This window comes from Klebsiella planticola ATCC 33531 (assembly GCF_000735435.1).
Classification (GTDB): domain Bacteria; phylum Pseudomonadota; class Gammaproteobacteria; order Enterobacterales; family Enterobacteriaceae; genus Klebsiella; species Klebsiella planticola.
Genome location: NZ_JMPP01000012.1, coordinates 61,025 through 81,747 on the forward strand (window position 1 = coordinate 61,025; position 20,723 = coordinate 81,747).

Genomic DNA, 20,723 nt, shown 5'->3' on the forward strand with positions numbered 1-20,723 from the left:
ACATGTGCTCTCAGCATGGTTAATCCGGGAAGTATAACGACGATGTCTCAACTCCTGAAGGGGTAAAGCAGAACATTACAAATTTATTGTATAGATTTTAGTCTGTTAAAATCATCTCTGCCTGGAGTGGCGCGCTAATCATACGATAATCCCTGCTTCCTTTTCCCTTCCTGGATCATACAAACCCAAAAAACAAAACGCCACGCGATTGCGTGGCGTTTTTGGGCTTTTTTTAACTTACGAGCGCTTCATCATATCGAAGAAGTCATCGTTCGTTTTGGTCATTGCCAGTTTGTTGATGAGGAACTCCATCGCGTCAATCTCACCCATCGGATGGATGATTTTACGCAGGATCCACATCTTCTGCAGCTCTTCCTGGGTGGTAAGCAGCTCTTCTTTACGGGTACCGGAACGGTTGTAGTCGATAGCCGGGAAGACGCGTTTTTCAGCGATCTTACGCGAGAGATGCAGCTCCATGTTACCGGTGCCTTTAAACTCTTCGTAGATAACCTCATCCATTTTGGAGCCGGTATCAATCAGCGCGGTGGCGATGATAGTCAGGCTACCGCCCTCTTCCACGTTACGTGCTGCACCGAAGAAACGCTTCGGACGATGCAGGGCGTTGGCATCCACACCACCGGTCAACACTTTACCGGAAGCCGGAACAACGGTGTTGTAGGCACGCGCCAGACGAGTAATGGAGTCAAGCAGAATGATAACGTCTTTCTTGTGCTCAACCAGGCGTTTCGCCTTCTCGATAACCATCTCGGCAACCTGAACGTGGCGAGAAGCCGGTTCGTCAAAGGTGGAAGCAACCACTTCACCTTTAACCAGACGCTGCATCTCGGTCACTTCTTCCGGACGTTCGTCGATCAGCAGCACCATCAGCACGCAGTCAGGATGGTTGTAGGCGATGCTCTGCGCGATATTCTGCAGCAGCATGGTTTTACCCGCTTTCGGCGGCGCCACAATCAGACCACGCTGACCGCGACCAATTGGCGAAGCCAGATCCAGCACACGTGCGGTTAAGTCTTCGGTTGAACCGTTACCACGTTCCATACGCAGACGTGAGTTCGCATGCAGCGGCGTCAAGTTCTCGAACAGGATCTTATTACGCGCGTTTTCCGGCTTGTCGTAGTTAACTTCGTTAACTTTCAACAGCGCAAAGTAACGCTCACCCTCTTTAGGAGGACGAATCTTACCGGAAATGGTGTCACCAGTGCGGAGGTTGAAACGGCGGATTTGGCTTGGGGATACGTAGATGTCATCGGGACCGGCGAGGTAGGAGCTGTCTGCGGAGCGGAGGAAACCAAATCCATCCTGCAGTATCTCCAGTACGCCATCGCCAAAGATATCTTCGCCACTCTTCGAATGCTGCTTGAGGATGGCAAAAATAATATCCTGCTTACGCATACGGGCCAGGTTTTCCAGCCCCATATTTTCGCCGAGAGTAATCAGCTCAGAAACCGGCGTATTCTTTAATTCGGTAAGATTCATAATGGTGTGGGTTCTTAAACTCGGGGTAGAACTCGAACTTAATGTTGTGAATGGTATGGCAGGAACATCCATGCCTGTTAACGGCCTTCATCTCGTGCCTGTACGTTGCCTGGTCACAGGAAAGAACGCAGAGCTGGAACGACAAAACGGAATGAGTGAAAAGCCCGGAATTTGTAGCCTCTCGCGCATTTTCTGCGGGACGCTTCGGGTAAAACAAGATTCAAACAATAAGGTATGTTTAAAACGAAGTCTGAAGTTAACTTAGCACGACTCTAGCCGGGCGTCCAGAGTTCCGCTAAAAATAGGAACCCGGACGCCGGAATGGCAAACCGCTTACGCCAGGTTGGCGTCGAGGAAATCTTTCAGTTGGCCTTTAGACAGGGCGCCAACCTTCGTTGCCGCCACTTCGCCGTTCTTAAACAGCAGCAGAGTCGGGATGCCGCGAATGCCGTATTTCGGCGCAGTACCCGGGTTCTGATCGATGTTCAGTTTAGCTACGGTCAGTTTGCCCTGATACTCTTCAGCGATCTCATCCAGAATCGGGGCGATCATTTTGCACGGACCGCACCACTCTGCCCAGAAATCAACGAGGGTTAGCCCGTCTGCCTTGAGTACGTCCGTGTCAAAACTGTCGTCAGTCAGGTGAATAATTTTATCGCTCATATTTAACTCCACAGGAATAAGCCTGGTGTGTTGGTGTCGCAGACATCAACGACGTGCCGATGCTACGTTATACACGTTATTGTTCAGGATGCTTCTATTACTGGCAACTGCGCGATCCGATCCCTCATGGACGTCGTCTTGCAGGAGCCAAAGCAAACCGCCTTCAAACCGTTCCCGGTAGATTAATTCTCCTCGACTCGCTGAGTAGTCTAAGCTTTCGAGGATTCATCAGGTTGCCGTAGATGCACCTTAAGTCATTTCGCGTATAGCCAACGAAAGGTTGACGTTATTTCAACGGATACGCTTTCTTAATGCAATAGTTAGCTGATATTCTACCACACTATGAGCAAAACACATTTAACTGAACAGAAGTTTTCCGACTTCGCCCTGCACCCGGCAGTGATTGAAGCCCTTGAAAAGAAAGGGTTTCATAATTGTACGCCCATTCAGGCACTCGCTCTTCCGCTAACGCTGGAAGGTCGTGATGTCGCCGGGCAGGCGCAAACCGGTACCGGAAAAACGATGGCGTTCCTGACGTCAACGTTTCATTACCTTCTCTCTCACCCGGCCAGCGCTGACCGCCAGGTAAACCAACCGCGTGCGCTGATCATGGCTCCTACGCGTGAGCTGGCGGTACAAATTCACGCTGACGCAGAACCGCTGGCTGCAGCCACTGGCCTGAAGCTGGGTCTGGCGTACGGCGGCGATGGCTACGATAAGCAGCTGAAAGTGCTGGAAAGCGGCGTCGATATTCTGATCGGTACCACCGGTCGTCTTATTGATTACGCCAAACAAAATCATATTAACCTTGGTGCGATTCAGGTCGTCGTGCTGGATGAAGCCGATCGCATGTACGATCTCGGCTTTATTAAAGATATCCGCTGGCTGTTCCGTCGTATGCCGCCGACCAATCAGCGTCTGAACATGCTGTTCTCCGCAACGCTTTCTTACCGTGTCCGCGAACTGGCGTTTGAACAAATGAACAACGCCGAATATGTTGAAGTCGAGCCGGAACAGAAAACGGGTCACCGGATTAAAGAAGAGCTGTTCTATCCTTCCAACGAAGAAAAAATGCGCCTGTTGCAGACGCTGCTGGAAGAAGAGTGGCCGGATCGCGCCATTATTTTCGCGAACACTAAACATCGTTGCGAAGATATCTGGGGCCACCTGGCAGCAGACGGTCATCGCGTCGGCTTGTTAACCGGCGACGTCGCACAGAAAAAACGTCTGCGGATTCTTGAAGAGTTCACCCGTGGCGATATCGACATTCTGGTGGCGACTGACGTTGCTGCACGTGGTCTGCATATCCCGGCCGTCACGCACGTCTTTAACTATGACCTGCCGGACGACTGTGAAGATTATGTCCACCGTATCGGCCGTACCGGTCGCGCGGGCGCCAGCGGTCACTCAATCAGCCTGGCCTGCGAAGAGTACGCGCTGAATCTTCCGGCGATTGAGACCTACACCGGTCACTCTATTCCGGTCAGCAAGTACAACCCAGATGCACTTATGACAGATTTGCCTAAGCCGCTGCGCCTGACGCGCCCACGCACTGGCAATGGCCCGCGTCGCAGCGGTCCGCCTCGTAACCGTCGTCGTTCAGGTTAAATAAATCTATGCTCAGTTCCACCTCGCTTTATGCAGCTATCGATCTTGGTTCTAATAGCTTTCATATGTTGGTTGTACGCGAGGTGGCCGGGAGCATCCAGACGCTCAGCCGCATCAAACGCAAAGTGCGTCTGGCCGCTGGTCTGAACAGCGATAACACGCTCTCCGCGGAAGCGATGGAGCGTGGATGGCAGTGTTTGCGTCTGTTTGCCGAACGCCTGCAGGATATCCCCCCCATTCAAATTCGCGTTGTGGCGACCGCCACGCTGCGCCTGGCCGTCAATGCCGACGAGTTTTTAGCGAAGGCCCGGGAAATCCTCGGCTGTCCGGTGCAGGTCATCAGCGGTGAAGAAGAAGCCCGGCTGATTTATCAAGGCGTTGCACATACGACCGGCGGCGAAGACCGGCGCCTGGTGGTCGATATTGGCGGCGCCAGTACCGAACTGGTGACCGGCACGGGGGCACAGACTACCTCTCTGTTTAGCCTGTCGATGGGATGCGTCACCTGGCTGGAACGCTACTTCGCCGATCGTAACCTGACGAAAGAAAACTTCGATCTCGCCGAGAATGCGGCTCGGGAAGTTCTGCGTCCGATTACTGACATCCTGAATTACCACGGCTGGAAAGTTTGCGTCGGCGCATCCGGTACCGTTCAGGCTCTGCAGGAAATCATGATGGCGCAGGGAATGGACGAGCGTATCACCCTGGCTAAATTGCAGCAGCTCAAGCAGCGCGCGATTCAGTGCGGGCGCCTGGAAGAGCTGGAAATCGAAGGTTTAACCTTAGAACGAGCGCTGGTTTTCCCCAGCGGGCTGGCCATACTTATCGCCATTTTCAGCGAACTGAATATTCAGTGTATGACCCTCGCGGGCGGTGCGCTCCGTGAAGGTCTGGTTTACGGCATGCTGCATCTGTCCGTCGATCAGGATATCCGTAGCCGTACGCTGCGCAATATTCAACGCCGCTTTATGATCGACACCGAGCAGGCCCAGCGCGTCACCCAACTCGCAGCACATCTGGTGAATCAGCTGGACGATGCCTGGGAGCTGGAATCGCTCAGCCGCGAGCTGCTCGCCAGCGCCTGCGAGCTGCACGAAATTGGCCTGAGCGTCGATTTTAAACGCGCCCCGCAGCACGCCGCCTATCTGGTGAGCAACCTCGATCTCCCCGGCTTCACGCCGGCGCAGAAAAAACTGCTCGCGACGCTACTGCTCAACCAGACCAACACCATCGACCTCTCCTCGCTCCATCAGCAAAATGCGGTGAAACCGCGGGTTGCAGAGCACTTGTGTCGGCTGCTGCGTCTGGCGATCCTGTTTGCCAGCCGCCGTCGCGACGATCTGCTGCCGGCCATTTCACTGGCCGTCGACGGCGAGAAACTGGTGCTGACGCTGCCGGAGGGATGGCTGGAAAGTCATCCGCTGGGTCGGGAGATGGTGGAGCAGGAGTGCCAGTGGCAAAGCTATGTCCACTGGGCTCTCGAAGTGGCTTAATTCCGCCTGATAAGCAGCGGGTTCAGTAACATCTCCCCCGGTGTGTGCCACCGGGAGATACGCGGTCGTCCTACTTCCCTTTCGCTTTTGCCAGCATCGCACGAATATTGGCGACGTTGGCCTGCCCTTTATGCATCCGCTCCTCCGGCGAGATAACCTTGCGCTCCTGCTCCCAGATCAGGTCATCCTGCGGCAGCTCCAGCAGAAAACGGCTGGGCTCAGGGCGCACCAGTTCTCCGTACTGACGGCGCTCTTTACACAGCGTGAAGGTCAGCTCTTTTTGCGCGCGGGTAATCCCGACATACGCCAGGCGGCGCTCTTCATCGACGTTGTCTTCATCGATGCTACTCTGATGCGGCAGCAGCCCCTCTTCCATACCCACCAGATAGACGTAGGGAAACTCCAGCCCCTTCGAGGCGTGCAGGGTCATCAACTGCACCTGATCCGACTCTTCATCAGACTCGCCGCGCTCCATCATATCGCGCAGGGTAAAACGAGTGACCACCTGGGTCAGGGTCATCGGCTCGTCTATGTCGCTGCCTTCAAGCATCTCCGTCATCCAGCTGAACAGCTGATTGACGTTTTTCATCCGCATTTCTGCGGCCTTCGGGCTTGGGGAGGTCTCATACAGCCAGGATTCATAATCCACTCCGCGAATCAGATCGCGCACCGCGGCGACCGGTTCGCGCTCCGCCAGGCGTTGGATGTCAGCCAGCCACTGGGTAAACCCGGTGAGCGCATCATAGCCGCGGCCGGTTAACGTCTGGTTGAGACCCATATCAAAACTGGCGGTAAACAAGCTCTTGTTACGGGTCATCGCCCACTCGCCCAGCTTTTGCAAGGTGGCCGGGCCGATTTCGCGTTTTGGCGTATTGACGATACGCAGGAAGGCGCTGTCATCATCCGGGTTAGTCAGCACGCGCAGATAGGCCAACAGGTCTTTAATCTCGGGCCGTGAAAAGAACGACGTACCGCCCGAAATTTTGTACGGGATGCGGTTTTGCATCAGCATCTTTTCAAAGACCCGCGACTGATGGTTGCCGCGGTAGAGAATGGCGTAATCTTTATATTGCGTCTTATTGATAAAGTGATGGGCGATCAGTTCCCCGGTCACCCGTTCCGCTTCGTGCTCTTCGTGGTTTGCTGAAAGCACTTTAAGCTCTACGCCATACCCCAACTCGGAAAACAGGCGTTTTTCGAAGACGTGCGGGTTGTTGGCAATCAGGATGTTAGCGGCTTTTAGTATGCGCCCGGAAGAACGGTAGTTCTGTTCCAGCTTGATCACCTGCAGCGCCGGGAAATCCTGGCTCAGCAGGACCAGGTTCTGCGGCCGGGCCCCGCGCCAGGAGTAGATCGACTGGTCATCATCGCCAACGACGGTAAAGCGCGCACGCTGCCCCACCAGCAGCTTCACCATCTCATACTGACTGGTGTTGGTATCCTGATATTCATCCACCAGCAGATAGCGAATCTTGTTCTGCCAGCGTTCGCGCACCTCTTCATTGCGCTGTAACAGCAGGGTCGGCAACAGGATCAGATCGTCAAAATCCAGCACGTTGCAGGCCTTCATATGGCCATCATAGAGCCCGTAGCAGTGGGCAAAGATCCGCTCCCGTTCACCCTTTGCGCCTGCCGCGGCCTGCGCCGGGGTTTGCAGATCGTTTTTCCAGTTGGAGATCGTCGAGATCAGCTGCTGCAACACGACTTTATCGTCGTCGATCAGCCCTTCGGTCAGCTCTTTAAGCAGCGCAACCTGGTCGGTATCATCGAACAGAGAAAAGTTAGATTTCATCCCTAGCGCAGCATACTCACGCTTAATAATATCCAGCCCCAGGGTATGGAAGGTGGAAATCATCAGGCCCCGCGCCTCTTTGCGCCCCAGCGTTTGCCCGACACGTTCTTTCATTTCACGTGCCGCTTTGTTGGTAAAGGTTACCGCCGCAATATGGCGCGCCTGATAGCCGCACCCGCGGATCAGGTGAGCGATTTTATTGGTGATAACGCGGGTCTTACCGGAACCGGCGCCCGCCAGCACCAGGCACGGTCCGGTAACAAATTCGACGGCTTGTTGTTGGCCAGGGTTTAAACGCATGGGAGTCTTGCTCAATCTTCGAACGGGGTGGGGATTGTAGCAGAAAGCCGGGTGGAGATTTACCGGCTAATGGTAAAGTGTTGGCAACACCGATACTCCAGAGAACAAAACAATGGCAAAGTCAGCAGCAGCCCTGCATATCCTGGTAAAAGAAGAGAAACTGGCGCAGGAGATCCTCGCTAAACTGGAGCGAGGCGTCAGCTTCGATCACCTGGCAAAGCGCTATTCGAAATGCCCCTCCGGGCGCAACGGTGGCGATCTCGGTGAGTTTACGCAGGGAGCGATGGTCGGGCCGTTTGATAAAGCCGTCTTCACCTGCCCGCTGCTAAAACCCTACGGACCGGTAAAAACGAAGTTCGGCTACCACATCATTAAGGTGCTCTACCGCCGTTAGCGCATGCTAATATTGCCGTCTGATTCATCGTAAATTATCAAGGTACGATCATGGCAAAAACAGCGGCAGCAATGCACATCCTGGTGAAAGAAGAGAAACTGGCACTCGACCTGCTGGAGCAGATTAAAAACGGCGCCGATTTCGAGAAGCTGGCGAAAAAGCACTCCACTTGTCCGTCAGGTAAAAAGGGCGGTCATTTAGGCGAGTTCAAACAGGGTCAGATGGTTCCGGCATTTGATAAAGTCGTCTTCTCCTGCCCTGAGCTGGAGCCGACCGGCCCGCTGCACACTCAGTTCGGCTATCACATCATCAAAGTCCTGTACCGCAAATAAAAAGCCGGGTGGCGGCTACGCCTTACCCGGCCTACATCTTGCGGTTTTGTAGGTCGGGTAGCGGAGCGCCACCCGACAATCTGCTTAACCTGCTACCGCGATACGTTTCATATCAGTCATATAGCCGCGCAGTTTCTTACCAACCTGCTCAATAGCGTGGCCGCGAATCGCTTCATTCACGTCGCGCAGCTGAGCGTTGTCTACCGCGCCTTCGGCAATTGCTTTGCCCAGGTCGCCGGTCTGCAGGGTAGTCATGAACTCTTTCAGCAGCGGTACGCAGGCATAAGAGAACAGGTAGTTACCGTATTCTGCGGTATCGGAGATAACCACGTTCATTTCGTACAGACGCTTACGCGCGATGGTGTTCGCGATCAGCGGCAGCTCATGCAGTGATTCGTAATAAGCAGACTCTTCGATGATGCCGGAATCAACCATGGTTTCGAACGCCAGCTCAACGCCCGCTTTCACCATCGCGATCATCAGAACGCCTTTATCGAAGTACTCCTGCTCGCCGATTTTACCTTCAAACTGCGGGGCGGTCTCGAACGCGGTTTTACCGGTCTCTTCACGCCAGGTCAGCAGTTTCTTATCATCGTTGGCCCAGTCAGCCATCATGCCGGAGGAGAATTCGCCGGAGATGATGTCATCCATATGTTTCTGGAACAGCGGCGCCATGATCTCTTTCAGCTGTTCGGACAGCGCATAAGCACGCAGTTTCGCCGGGTTAGACAGGCGATCCATCATCAGGGTGATACCGCCCTGCTTCAGCGCTTCAGTGATGGTTTCCCAGCCGAACTGAATCAGTTTTTCGGCGTATGCCGGATCGGTACCTTCTTCCACCAGCTTGTCGAAGCACAGCAGAGAACCAGCCTGCAGCATACCGCACAGAATCGTCTGCTCGCCCATCAGGTCAGATTTCACTTCCGCAACAAAGGAAGATTCCAGAACGCCCGCACGGTGACCACCGGTTGCTGCGGCCCAGGCTTTAGCAATCGCCATGCCTTCACCTTTCGGGTCGTTTTCCGGGTGAACCGCGATCAGCGTCGGTACGCCGAAACCACGTTTGTACTCTTCACGCACTTCGGTACCCGGGCACTTCGGCGCCACCATCACAACGGTGATGTCTTTACGAATCTGCTCACCCACTTCGACGATGTTGAAGCCGTGGGAGTAGCCCAGCGCCGCGCCATCTTTCATCAGCGGCTGAACGGAACGCACAACGTCGGAGTGCTGTTTGTCCGGCGTCAGGTTAACCACCAGGTCAGCCTGTGGGATCAGCTCTTCGTAGGTCCCCACTTTGAAGCCGTTTTCGGTCGCTTTACGCCAGGATGCGCGCTTTTCAGAAATCGCTTCTTTACGCAGCGCATAGGAGATATCCAGACCGGAATCACGCATGTTCAGGCCCTGGTTCAGACCCTGCGCGCCACAGCCGACAATGACCACTTTTTTACCCTGAAGGTAGCTGGCGCCATCAGCGAATTCGTCGCGGCCCATAAAGCGACATTTACCCAGCTGCGCCAGCTGCTGGCGCAGATTCAGTGTATTAAAGTAGTTAGCCATGGTGATACCTCGTGATGTTGTACTGTCTTATTGTTCGGTTCGCTTTTGCGAGAATGAACTTACTATATGACAGGAAATTTATTGCGGAAATTGATATATTCACAACGTCACGTTGCAATTTCTGCAATGCAAAACCGTGGAGTACGGAGTGTGGATTTACGCGATCTGAAAACCTTCCTGCATCTGGCCGAAAGCCGCCATTTTGGCCGCAGCGCGCGGGCGATGCACGTCAGCCCCTCCACCCTTTCGCGCCAGATCCAGCGCCTGGAAGAAGATCTCGGGCAGCCGCTGTTTGTTCGCGATAACCGTACTGTCACCTTGACCGAAGCTGGCGAAGAGCTACGCCTGTTCGCACAGCAGACGCTGCTACAGTACCAGCAGCTTCGTCATGCCATCGATCAGCAAGGCCCTTCGCTTTCCGGCGAGCTGCATATCTTCTGCTCGGTGACGGCAGCCTACAGTCATCTGCCGCCGATTCTCGATCGCTTCCGCGCGGCTCACCCTTCGGTGGAGATTAAGCTTTCCACCGGCGATGCCGCGGATGCAATGGAAAAAGTTGTCACCGGCGAGGCCGATCTGGCGATTGCCGGCAAGCCGGAAACGCTGCCGGGCTCCGTGGCGTTTTCGATGCTGGAAAACCTGGCGGTCGTGCTGATCGCCCCGGCATTGGCCTGTCCGGTACGCACCCAGGTGAGCCAGGAGAAGCCCGACTGGTCAACCGTACCGTTTATCATGGCCGATCAGGGGCCGGTGCGCCGCCGCATCGAACTGTGGTTTCGCCGCCATAAAATCAGCAATCCCTCGATTTACGCCACCGTGGGCGGCCATGAAGCGATGGTGTCGATGGTCGCGCTCGGCTGCGGCGTGGCTTTAATTCCGGAAGTGGTACTGGAGAACAGTCCGGAACCGGTACGCAATCGCGTGATGATTTTAGAGCGCAGCGATGAGAAAACGCCGTTTGAACTAGGCGTGTGCGCACAAAAAAAGCGGCTGTATGAGCCGCTTATTGATGCTTTCTGGTCGATTCTGCCGAACCACTGATATTTGGCGCGCACGCCTTACCTGGCCTGTAATCTGATTGTAGGCCCGATGAGCGCAGCGCCATCAGCCATTAGCCCGCGAGAAAGAACCTGAACGCCGGGTTATTGGTTTCATCGTGGCAGTCATAGCCCAGCTCATGGAGTCGGGTCTCGAAATCCGGCTCATGATCGCCAAGCTCGAACGCCGCCAGCACGCGGCCATAATCGGTTCCGTGGCTGCGATAGTGGAACAACGAGATGTTCCAGTGGGTCCCTAACGTATGCAGGAACTTGAGCAACGCCCCCGGTGATTCGGGGAATTCGAAGCTGAACAGTCGCTCTTGCAGCGGTTTTGACGGCCGCCCACCGACCATATAGCGCACATGAAGTTTCGCCATTTCGTCATCAGAAAGATCGACAACGCTATAGCCACCTTCGTGCAGCAGACTCAAAATCTCTTTGCGTTCTTCCAGACCGCGGCTCAGACGAACCCCGACAAAAATGCAGGCGTCTTTGGCATCAGCAAAACGGTAGTTGAACTCGGTCACTGAACGGCCACCCAGCAGCTGACAAAACTTCAGGAAGCTGCCCTTCTCTTCAGGAATGGTCACCGCCAGCAGCGCTTCACGTTGCTCTCCCAGCTCGCAGCGTTCGGAGACGTAGCGCAGGCCGTGGAAGTTAACGTTGGCCCCGGAAAGCACATGTGCCAACCGCTCGCCGCGGATATCATGCTGCGCGATATACTTTTTCATTCCTGCCAGCGCCAGCGCACCAGACGGTTCAGCCACGGCGCGAACATCTTCGAACAGATCTTTCATCGCCGCACAAATCGCATCGCTGTCGACGGTGACGATATCATCAAGATACTCCTGGCAGAGGCGGAAGGTCTCGTCGCCGATACGTTTCACCGCCACGCCTTCGGCAAACAGCCCGACGCGCGGCAGATCGACCGGATGTCCGGCATCCAGCGCGGCTTTCAGACAGGCGGAGTCCTCTGCTTCCACCGCGATCACTTTGATCTGCGGCATCAGCTGCTTGATCAGCACCGCTACGCCTGCGGCAAGCCCACCGCCGCCAACCGGGACAAACACGCGGTCCAGGTGTGCATCCTGCTGTAGCAGCTCCAGCGCCAGCGTGCCCTGCCCGGCAATCACCATCGGGTGGTCAAACGGCGGGACCCAGGTGAAGTTCTGCTGTTGCGCCAGCTCGATGGCTTTCGCTTTCGCTTCATCAAAATTAGCGCCGTGCAGCAGTACCTCACCGCCAAAGTTACGTACGGCATCCACTTTGATGTCCGCCGTGGCAACCGGCATGACGATCAGCGCCTTCACGCCAAGACGCGATGCCGAGAACGCAACCCCCTGGGCGTGGTTGCCCGCAGAAGCGGTAATCACTCCCTGCGCTTTTTGCTCTTCCGTCAGGCCTGCCATCATTGCGTAGGCCCCGCGCAGCTTGAAGCTATGAACCGGCTGGCGATCTTCACGCTTCACCAGAATCACGTTATCAAGACGCGACGAGATTTTTTCCATTTTTTGCAACGGCGTAATCTGCGCCGCTTCATAGACCGGTGCGCGCAGCACCGCCCTGAGATATTCCGCCCCTTCGGGGGCGGCAGACAGGGGTTGTGATTCAGCCATCATTAACCCCCCAGTTTTGATTTATCGCGAACCGCGCCCTTATCGGCGCTGGTTGCCAGGCTGGCGTACGCGCGGAGTGCAAAGGAGACCTGACGTTCACGTGCTTTCGGCGTCCAGGCACGATCGCCGCGGGCCTCTTGTGCTTCACGACGCGCGGCGATTTCGGCATCGCTCAGCTGCAGCTGAATACCCCGGTTCGGAATATCAATGGCAATCATATCGCCGTCTTCAATGATCGCGATATTGCCGCCGCTGGCTGCTTCCGGTGAGACGTGGCCAATCGACAGACCCGAGGTACCGCCGGAGAAACGCCCGTCGGTGATCAGCGCACAGGCTTTACCCAGACCCATGGATTTCAGGAAGGTCGTCGGATAGAGCATTTCCTGCATTCCCGGACCGCCCTTCGGCCCTTCGTAGCGAATAACCACGACGTCGCCCGCCACCACTTTACCGCCCAGGATCGCGTCAACGGCTTCATCCTGGCTTTCATAGACTTTCGCCGGGCCGGTGAATTTCAGAATACTGTCATCCACCCCTGCGGTTTTAACAATACAGCCGTTTTCCGCAAAGTTGCCGTACAGAACCGCCAGACCGCCGTCTTTGCTGTAAGCATGCTCCAGTGAACGGATACACCCTTCGGCACGATCGTCGTCCAATGTATCCCAGCGGCAGTCCTGCGAGAACGCCTGAGTCGTCCGGATACCCGCCGGGCCGGCGCGGAACATTTTTTTCACCGCGTCATCTTTAGTCAGCATGACATCATATTGATCGAGCGTTTGTGGCAGAGTCAGACCGAGAACGTTTTTCACCTCGCGGTTCAGCAGCCCGGCACGATCGAGCTCGCCAAGAATCCCCAGTACGCCGCCCGCGCGGTGCACATCTTCCATATGGTACTTCTGCGTGCTCGGCGCCACTTTACACAGCTGCGGAACCTTGCGGGACAGCTTATCGATATCACTCATAGTGAAGTCGATTTCCGCTTCCTGCGCGGCGGCCAGCAGGTGCAGAACGGTATTCGTCGAACCGCCCATGGCAATATCCAGGGTCATGGCGTTTTCAAACGCCGCTTTGCTGGCGATGTTGCGCGGCAACGCGGATGCATCATCCTGCTCGTAATAGCGCTTAGTCAGCTCAACGATGCGTTTCCCCGCGTTGAGGAACAGCTCCTTACGGTCGGCGTGTGTCGCCAGCAGAGAGCCGTTACCCGGCTGGGACAGACCCAGCGCTTCGGTCAGGCAGTTCATCGAGTTGGCGGTAAACATCCCCGAACAGGAACCACAGGTCGGACAGGCGGAACGCTCGACCTGCTCACTCTGTTCGTCGGAGACTTTTGGATCCGCCCCCTGAATCATCGCATCGACAAGGTCGAGTTTGATGATTTTGTCAGAAAGCTTGGTTTTCCCGGCTTCCATTGGGCCACCGGAGACAAAAATCACCGGAATATTCAGGCGCAAGGACGCCATAAGCATCCCCGGGGTGATTTTGTCACAGTTGGAAATGCAGACCATGGCATCGGCGCAGTGCGCGTTAACCATGTACTCAACCGAGTCGGCGATCAGTTCACGGGATGGCAGTGAATAAAGCATACCCCCATGCCCCATGGCGATCCCATCATCCACCGCGATGGTGTTAAATTCTTTGGCAACGCCGCCTGAGGCTTCAATCTGCTCAGCAACCAGCTTACCCAGATCGCGCAGATGTACGTGACCCGGTACAAATTGGGTGAAGGAGTTAACAACGGCGATAATCGGCTTACCGAAATCAGCATCGGTCATCCCGGTTGCGCGCCACAGCGCGCGGGCACCCGCCATATTACGGCCGTGAGTGGTGGTGGCGGAACGGTACTTAGGCATGCTTTAGTTACTCCCAGTCTCTGTGACATGGGGCGCTGCGTGCCACCCCATTTTTTTATGCTTATGCTTGAAATATGACGGGTATGTTTATTGGTTAACCTGATCCAACCAGCCCCATTTATCCTCGGTTTCACCGGTGAAGAGACCAAAGAAAGCTTGCTGAATACGCTTGGTGACCGGGCCGCAGCGACCTTCGCCAACCTGAATACCGTCAACGCTGCGCACCGGAGTGATTTCCGCAGCAGTACCAGACATAAAGACTTCATCAGCCAGATACAGAGATTCACGGGACAGCACCTGCTCGCGGACTTCAATATCCAGATCTTTTGCCAGTTTAATGATCGCGTCGCGGGTAATGCCCGGCAGCGCAGAAGAGGTAAATGGCGGAGTGAACAACACGCCATCTTTCACTTCAAACAGGTTCTCACCCGCGCCCTCGGAGATATAGCCGTTAACGTCCAGCGCGATCCCTTCCTGATAACCATGGCGGCGCGCTTCGCTGCCAACCAGCAGGGAAGAGAGGTAGTTACCCCCGGCTTTTGCCGCGGTCGGGATGGTATTGGGCGCGACACGGTTCCAGGAAGAAACCATCGCATCGATCCCCTGATCCAGCGCTTCAGCGCCAAGATAAGCTCCCCACGGGAACGCCGCGATGATCACGTCAGTGCTGTATCCCGCAGGCGGGTTAACACCCATGCCAACGTCGCCAACAAAGACCAGTGGACGAATATACGCGCTGGTCAGGTTATTTTTACGGATAACTTCGCGGCAGGCTTCCATCAACTCATCAATGCTTTGAGAGACCGGAAAACGATAGATTTTGGCTGAGTCATGCAGACGTTGCATATGTTCGCGATGACGGAACACCACCGGTCCTTTATGTGAGTCGTAGCAACGGATGCCTTCAAACACGGAAGTGCCGTAGTGAAGCGCGTGAGACATCACGTGAACCTTCGCCTCTCCCCACGGAACCATCTCGCCGTTGAACCAAATGTAATCAGCTTTTTTCGTCGTCATTTTTCTTCCCTTGCGCTTATGCGCGGATTTGTTGTGATGTTGGTTGCTGGATCTCGACGCAGGCGACGTCGACCAGCTTACTTAATTGACTAAACAGTAATTCGACGGGCCGCTGGCTGGCAACGGTCAATTCAATATTTATGTTGCCGGCATCTGCCGCGGTTTCCATATTCATGGAACAAACCTGAAAGCCACGGTGACGTACCACGCGCAGCACGCGTTCTAAGGTTTCCGGATTGAAGCGAGCCTGCAAAGCGACCTGATGTTGCATCATGATAATTTCTCCAGCATTTCTGCATTACTGGCACCGGGCGGTACCAACGGCCAGACGTTCTCAAGCTCATCGATTGAGACATGAAGCAGGTATGGCCCCTGGCTCGAAAGCATGGTGTCGAGAGCCGCTTCAACCTGGTCTTTACGGGTGATGTGCTGTCCAGGAATGCCGAAAGCGCTGGCCAGCGTGACAAAATCGGGATTATCGGTGAGGGTGGTTTCGCTATAGCGCTCCTCGAAAAACAGCTGCTGCCACTGACGCACCATACCTAAACGCTGGTTATCCAGTAACAGGATCTTCAACGGCAGCTGTTTACGCTTCACGGTACCCAGCTCCTGCACGTTCATCATGAACGAACCATCGCCGGAGATGCAGATAACGGTATCGTTCGGACGTGCAACTTGAGCGCCAACCGCAGCCGGCAGGCCAAAGCCCATCGTGCCCAGACCGCTGGAGGTAATAAAATTCTCAGGGCGTGTATAGGTCATATGCTGCGCTGACCACATTTGATGTTGACCCACGTCGGTTGTCACAACGCTATCGGCCGGCTTACGGTCGGAGAGCTGTTTGAGCAACAGCGGTGCGTAAATACCCTCACCCGGATGGTCGTAGCGCCATGCGTGCTCGTCACGCAGCGCCTGATTATGCTGGCGCCAGGCGTCGATAGTCAGCGGCTTCTGCAACGCTGGCAGCAATGTATTCAGATCGCCCGCCAGGGCAACATGTGCCTGACGCAGCTTGTTCAGCTCCGCCGGATCGATATCCAGATGGATAACTTTGGCGTGCGGAGCAAAGGTATTCAGCTTCCCGGTAACACGGTCATCGAAGCGGGCGCCAACGGCGATCAGCAGGTCACATTCCTGTACCGCCAGATTGGCCGCTTTGGTGCCGTGCATCCCCAGCATGCCCAGATAGTACGGATAGGCCGCATCAACGGCCCCCAGACCTTTCAGCGTGCAGGTGGCCGGCATTTGCGTAATGGCGATAAATTCGCGCAACGCAGGCACCGCCTGCGCCATGCCCACGCCACCGCCGACGTACAGCATCGGTTTTTGCGCGGCAGCTAACATCTGCAGCGCCTGCTCAACTTCTGCATGGGGGAAGGCAATGTCGTTATCAACCGTCGAGAAATACGGTTCAAGCTCACCCTTCGCCAGCTGGATATCTTTCGGGATATCAACCAGAACCGGGCCTGGGCGGCCAGAGTTTGCGACCTGGAAAGCTTCAGCGATCACTCGCGGCAGTTCTTCCAGCGACTGCACGAGAAAACTATGTTTCGTACAGGCCAGTGATAAACCAAGGACGTCCACTTCCTGGAAAGCATCGGTGCCGATAAACGGCGCCGCGACCTGACCAGTGATGGCGACAACAGGGACAGAGTCCAGTAACGCATCAGCCAGGCCGGTGATCAGGTTCGTCGCACCTGGACCTGATGTGGCGATGCACACGCCGGTTTTGCCGGTGGCGCGAGCATAGCCGATAGCTGCCATGGCCGCTCCTTGCTCGTGGCGGCACAACAGGTGTTCCACGCCGCCGTCATACAATGCATCGTAAACCGGCATAATCGCGCCACCAGGATAGCCAAAAACCGTGTCGACCCCCTGTGCCCGCAAAGCATGTACTACCCACTGTGCCCCATTCATAGTTAGTTCCCCGTCATAGATCGGGAGAAACAGAATTTTATGCTATTCGTCATTGTCTGCTCCTCGCTTATCATTTTTAAGTTATAAAAAAACCCCCGGACCTTTCGGTGCGGGGGTCTTAGTTCGTTAAGGCTTGATTTCTAAGCCTTTCCTCGTCCAAGTGCAGCCCCGCACGGTGGGATAATAATCACCACCACGCTAATCACGACCAGGCTAATCACTCGTAGAAGGGCTGTCATTTTCTGTACTTTCTGGCTTCTTGTTCGAAGGAATACCTAAAGAGTTACCACAGACATCACAATAAACACAAGATTTTTTTATACATCACTTACTGATCGCGCTAACAGTTTTTTGTAAAACAATTGTTTTTAATAGAAAAAATATAAAATGAAAAAAATTCAATTTATCACCCTTTTCTATGACGATGCGGCGGTTTCCGGCAATACGCTATTTCACCATGATGGCCGTCTGCGATGCTGCTTCCATCATGAGTGAAATGTCACAATAACCGGTGATATTCGCTGGAACATGGCGCGTAAAATACATTTCTTACTCATTACTGCCCCTTTTTCTGCCGACATAATGCCCGTACTCAGGAGGCATTATGTCACTCGCGATTATTTACACACGGGCTGCTTTCGGTATCAGTGCCCCACTTATTACGATCGAAATACATATCAGCAACGGGCTTCCCGGGTTAACCATGGTAGGGCTTCCTGAAACCACGGTAAGAGAGGCTCGCGACCGGGTACGCAGCGCGATAATTAACAGCGGCTATACGTTTCCGGCCAAAAAGATCACCATCAATCTGGCCCCTGCTGATTTGCCAAAAGAAGGCGGGCGATACGATCTCCCCATCGCTCTCGCGCTTCTGGTCGCGTCGGAGCAGCTAGATGCGTCCAGGTTGAATCAATATGAGTTTATCGGCGAGCTCGCGCTCACAGGGGCGCTACGCGGCGTTCCTGGCGCTATCTCCAGTGCAATGGAGGCGATAAAAGCCGGACGACAAATTATCGTCGCCGAGGATAACGCTGCAGAAGTGGGGCTCATTGAGGGCCACGAGTGTCTTGTCGCCGGGCATCTGCAGGAAGTGTGTGCTTTTCTCGAGGGACGCCATGCGCTCAATCCTTCCATACCGGAGGAAGAACTTCCTGATGACCCTCTACCTGATCTGAGCGATGTTATTGGCCAGCAGCAAGGAAAACGGGCGTTGGAAATCGTTGCCGCAGGGGGTCACAACCTGCTGTTGATTGGCCCTCCCGGAACAGGAAAAACCATGCTTGCCAGCCGGTTGCCAGGTCTTCTGCCACCGTTAAGCAATCAGGAGGCGCTCGAAAGCGCCGCCATTCTTAGTCTGTTGAGTCGCCATCGCGCAACAAAACAGTGGCGCCGGCGGCCGTTTCGCAGTCCGCATCACAGCGCTTCTCTCGCGGCAATGGTAGGGGGGGGGTTCAATCCCGATACCCGGAGAGATCTCGCTGGCACACAACGGGGTGCTATTTCTCGATGAACTACCGGAGTTTGAACGCCGGGTGTTGGATGCTTTGCGGGAGCCGATAGAGTCAGGGAAAATACATATTTCACGAACGCGTGCGAAAATTGACTATCCGGCACATTTTCAGCTTATTGCGGCTATGAATCCCAGCCCCACCGGGCATTACCAGGGTCATCATAATCGCGCATCACCGGAACAAACCTTACGCTATCTGGGTCGCCTGTCCGGGCCGTTCCTCGACCGGTTCGACCTCTCGCTGGAAATTCCTCTACCGCCTCCAGGCGTGCTCAGCCAGGCAGTCTCTGGCGTGGAAAATAGCGCCAGCGTGAGGAAGCGGGTTCTCGCCGCCCGAGACAAACAGCTGGTCCGGCAGGAGAAACTCAATGCCCATCTGGAGAGTAACGAAATGAAAATCTGGTGTCCGCTCAGTAAAGAGGATGCTATCTGGCTGGAACAGGTACTATCGCAGCTGGGGCTTTCTATCCGCGCCTGGCAGCGTCTGCTGAAAGTCGCCCGGACCATCGCCGACATAGGGGGGGAACCCTGTATTGAGCGCTACCACCTGCAGGAGGCCCTTGGTTATCGGGCGATAGACAGGATGCTGAACCATTTGCAAAAACTCATGGCATAAAAAAAGGGCTTACGCCCTTTTTTGTTAATCATCGCTTTCGGTGTAATCTTCAGCGCCTTCAACCTGCGGTTTCCCGCCGGACAGCGTATGAAAACGCTTAGGCCGCTTAATACGCGCCATATACTTAATCCAGACGCGTTCCATTTCCGTGGCTGGCTCACGTTCACCACGACATACCGAAACAAACTGTTTTTCATCTTCGGTGACAGGTTCGCGTTTACCCAGTTCCAGTTCGTTAAGAGCATAACCATGCTGTTCCAGCAGTTGTGCCTCTTTGATGGTGAAATCACCATGACGGGAGAACCCGCGCGGATAATGTTTATTATCGAAAAAACGATTAGTCGTCATAAAGCTTTCCGCCATCCTACACGCTCCTGATTCTTTGGCCGAGCTATTTATGGCGCGGAGTATTAGTTACGCTTGACAGAGTGTAAAACAAAAGATTTAAATCATTACGACAAATAATTTTGCGGAGAAGAGTGTGGATACGGAATTGCTCAAAACTTTCCTTGAGGTGAGCAGAACTCGCCACTTTGGACGAGCAGCAGAGGCGCTTTATCTGACGCAGTCGGCCGTCAGCTTTCGTATTCGCCAGCTGGAAAACCAGCTTGGCGTGAACCTTTTTACCCGCCATCGCAATAACATCCGCCTGACGTCAGCCGGCGATAAACTCCTTCCTTATGCCGAAACCCTGATGAACACCTGGCAGGCGGCGCGAAAAGAGGTTGCGAATGCTTCCCGGCACAATGAATTTTCAATTGGCGGCAGCGCATCTTTGTGGGAATGCATGCTTAACGGATGGCTGGGGAAGCTCTACAAAGAGCCCTGTAACCTGCAGTTTGAAGCGCGGATTGCACAGCGACAATCGCTTGTTAAACAGTTACATGAACGACAGCTTGATCTACTGATCACGACAGAATCCCCGAAAATGGACGAATTAAGCAGCCAGTTACTCGGTAATTTCACCCTGGCACTCTACTGCGCCTCGCCATTTAAAACTAAGAATGAATTGAATTATCTGCGCCTGGAATGGGGTCCGGACTTCCAACAAAATGAGGTCGGACTAATTGGCAGTGATGATGTTCCTCTGCTGACAACCAGTTCCGCTGAACTGGCCTATCAGCAACTTGCTGCGCTCAACGGTTGCACATGGCTACCGACACGCTGGGCAAAGGATAAAAGCGGCCTGCATACGGTGACGGACAGTACAACGCTATCCCGCCCCCTGTACGCTATCTGGCTACAAAACAGCGATAAACAGGTACAGATCCGCGAAATACTGAAGACAAACATACTGGAATAATGCGTACCTCCAGGGACGGAGGATGCTGGAAGATTTTGGGGATGGAAAATAACAGACAAAAAAAATCCTTTGCCTGAGCAAAGGATTATATATGGCAGGGGCGGAGAGACTCGAACTCGCGACACCCGGTTTTGGAGACCGGTGCTCTACCAACTGAGCTACGCCCCTAAATCTCTTACTATTAAGCCCGCTAATTAATTTAGCAGGCTTAA

18 protein-coding genes, 1 tRNA gene and 1 pseudogene are annotated in these 20,723 nt (G+C 54.6%); 7 read left to right on the top strand and 13 right to left on the bottom strand.

The features are described from left to right. Nucleotides 1-237: 237 nt before the first annotated feature. Together rho and trxA are read right to left on the bottom strand one after the other, a co-directional pair. Entirely contained in the window at nucleotides 238-1,497 is a 1,260-nt protein-coding gene (gene rho / locus GRPL_RS21760) for a transcription termination factor Rho (RefSeq protein ID WP_002883293.1), read from the bottom strand. Nucleotides 1,498-1,830: 333 nt separating this feature from the next. Continuing rightward, nucleotides 1,831-2,160 (bottom strand): thioredoxin TrxA, encoded by a 330-nt coding sequence (trxA, locus tag GRPL_RS21755; RefSeq protein ID WP_004869525.1) that lies wholly within the window; start codon nucleotides 2,158-2,160, stop codon nucleotides 1,831-1,833. A 342-nt stretch (nucleotides 2,161-2,502) separates the two neighbouring features. On the opposite strand from trxA, the gene rhlB reads away from it, so the two are divergent. Together rhlB and gppA are read left to right on the top strand one after the other, a co-directional pair. After that, nucleotides 2,503-3,768 carry an ATP-dependent RNA helicase RhlB gene (gene rhlB, locus GRPL_RS21750; RefSeq protein WP_004869522.1) on the top strand — a complete coding sequence of 422 codons (1,266 nt, stop codon included), beginning with the start codon at nucleotides 2,503-2,505 and terminating at the stop codon, nucleotides 3,766-3,768. Between the two features lie 8 nt (nucleotides 3,769-3,776). Then, nucleotides 3,777-5,261, top strand: coding sequence for a guanosine-5'-triphosphate,3'-diphosphate diphosphatase (gppA, locus tag GRPL_RS21745; RefSeq protein ID WP_015585415.1), 1,485 nt, complete (start codon nucleotides 3,777-3,779; stop codon nucleotides 5,259-5,261). 70 nt (nucleotides 5,262-5,331) lie between these two features. On the opposite strand, the gene rep is transcribed toward gppA, so the two are convergent. Then, complete coding sequence (rep, locus tag GRPL_RS21740) at nucleotides 5,332-7,353, bottom strand: DNA helicase Rep (RefSeq protein WP_032690054.1); 2,022 nt, start codon at nucleotides 7,351-7,353, stop codon at nucleotides 5,332-5,334. Between the two features lie 112 nt (nucleotides 7,354-7,465). Here rep and ppiC (GRPL_RS21735) point away from each other — a divergent pair, with 112 nt between their 5' ends. Both ppiC (GRPL_RS21735) and ppiC (GRPL_RS21730) read left to right on the top strand, forming a co-directional pair. Continuing rightward, nucleotides 7,466-7,747, top strand: a complete 282-nt coding sequence (gene ppiC / locus GRPL_RS21735) for a peptidylprolyl isomerase PpiC (protein ID WP_032690055.1) — start codon at nucleotides 7,466-7,468, stop codon at nucleotides 7,745-7,747. A 50-nt stretch (nucleotides 7,748-7,797) separates the two neighbouring features. After that, nucleotides 7,798-8,079, top strand: a complete 282-nt coding sequence (ppiC, locus tag GRPL_RS21730; protein ID WP_004869510.1) for a peptidylprolyl isomerase PpiC — start codon at nucleotides 7,798-7,800, stop codon at nucleotides 8,077-8,079. 84 nt (nucleotides 8,080-8,163) lie between these two features. Here ppiC (GRPL_RS21730) and ilvC read toward each other — a convergent pair whose 3' ends face one another. Continuing rightward, nucleotides 8,164-9,639: a ketol-acid reductoisomerase gene (gene ilvC, locus GRPL_RS21725; protein WP_032698433.1), complete on the bottom strand. Its 1,476-nt coding sequence runs from the start codon at nucleotides 9,637-9,639 to the stop codon at nucleotides 8,164-8,166. A gap of 150 nt (nucleotides 9,640-9,789) precedes the next feature. Here ilvC and ilvY point away from each other — a divergent pair, with 150 nt between their 5' ends. Next, complete coding sequence (ilvY, locus tag GRPL_RS21720; RefSeq protein ID WP_004869503.1) at nucleotides 9,790-10,680, top strand: HTH-type transcriptional activator IlvY; 891 nt, start codon at nucleotides 9,790-9,792, stop codon at nucleotides 10,678-10,680. A gap of 70 nt (nucleotides 10,681-10,750) precedes the next feature. Here the strand turns inward: ilvY and ilvA are convergent, their stop codons facing one another. From ilvA to ilvL, 7 genes are all read right to left on the bottom strand, one after another. Next, nucleotides 10,751-12,295 carry a threonine ammonia-lyase, biosynthetic gene (ilvA, locus tag GRPL_RS21715; protein WP_015585418.1) on the bottom strand — a complete coding sequence of 515 codons (1,545 nt, stop codon included), beginning with the start codon at nucleotides 12,293-12,295 and terminating at the stop codon, nucleotides 10,751-10,753. A 2-nt stretch (nucleotides 12,296-12,297) separates the two neighbouring features. Further along, nucleotides 12,298-14,148 carry a dihydroxy-acid dehydratase gene (gene ilvD, locus GRPL_RS21710; protein WP_032697961.1) on the bottom strand — a complete coding sequence of 617 codons (1,851 nt, stop codon included), beginning with the start codon at nucleotides 14,146-14,148 and terminating at the stop codon, nucleotides 12,298-12,300. An 87-nt stretch (nucleotides 14,149-14,235) separates the two neighbouring features. After that, entirely contained in the window at nucleotides 14,236-15,165 is a 930-nt protein-coding gene (gene ilvE / locus GRPL_RS21705; protein ID WP_004869492.1) for a branched-chain-amino-acid transaminase, read from the bottom strand. A 16-nt stretch (nucleotides 15,166-15,181) separates the two neighbouring features. Beyond that, nucleotides 15,182-15,439 carry an acetolactate synthase 2 small subunit gene (gene ilvM, locus GRPL_RS21700; RefSeq protein ID WP_004869489.1) on the bottom strand — a complete coding sequence of 86 codons (258 nt, stop codon included), beginning with the start codon at nucleotides 15,437-15,439 and terminating at the stop codon, nucleotides 15,182-15,184. Beyond that, nucleotides 15,436-17,082 carry an acetolactate synthase 2 catalytic subunit gene (gene ilvG, locus GRPL_RS21695; RefSeq protein WP_032698435.1) on the bottom strand — a complete coding sequence of 549 codons (1,647 nt, stop codon included), beginning with the start codon at nucleotides 17,080-17,082 and terminating at the stop codon, nucleotides 15,436-15,438. Before ilvG ends, ilvM begins: the two co-directional genes overlap by 4 nt. A 2-nt stretch (nucleotides 17,083-17,084) precedes the next feature. Further along, nucleotides 17,085-17,156 (bottom strand): peptide IlvX, encoded by a 72-nt coding sequence (gene ilvX, locus GRPL_RS28485; RefSeq protein WP_201405924.1) that lies wholly within the window; start codon nucleotides 17,154-17,156, stop codon nucleotides 17,085-17,087. Nucleotides 17,157-17,222: 66 nt separating this feature from the next. Then, nucleotides 17,223-17,321, bottom strand: coding sequence for an ilv operon leader peptide (gene ilvL / locus GRPL_RS26510; protein ID WP_001311244.1), 99 nt, complete (start codon nucleotides 17,319-17,321; stop codon nucleotides 17,223-17,225). A gap of 365 nt (nucleotides 17,322-17,686) precedes the next feature. Here ilvL and GRPL_RS0125510 point away from each other — a divergent pair. Beyond that, nucleotides 17,687-19,208, top strand: a pseudogene (locus GRPL_RS0125510) (YifB family Mg chelatase-like AAA ATPase). 24 nt (nucleotides 19,209-19,232) lie between these two features. Here the strand turns inward: GRPL_RS0125510 and GRPL_RS21690 are convergent. Further along, on the bottom strand, nucleotides 19,233-19,571 hold the full coding sequence (locus GRPL_RS21690; protein WP_004869479.1) for a MaoP family protein: 339 nt from the start codon (nucleotides 19,569-19,571) through the stop codon (nucleotides 19,233-19,235). A 118-nt stretch (nucleotides 19,572-19,689) separates the two neighbouring features. Between GRPL_RS21690 and hdfR the strand changes: the two genes are divergently transcribed. Next, nucleotides 19,690-20,511 carry an HTH-type transcriptional regulator HdfR gene (hdfR, locus tag GRPL_RS21685; protein ID WP_032690060.1) on the top strand — a complete coding sequence of 274 codons (822 nt, stop codon included), beginning with the start codon at nucleotides 19,690-19,692 and terminating at the stop codon, nucleotides 20,509-20,511. 92 nt (nucleotides 20,512-20,603) lie between these two features. Here hdfR and GRPL_RS21680 read toward each other — a convergent pair. Beyond that, nucleotides 20,604-20,679, bottom strand: a tRNA-Trp gene (locus tag GRPL_RS21680). Nucleotides 20,680-20,723 lie beyond the last annotated feature (44 nt).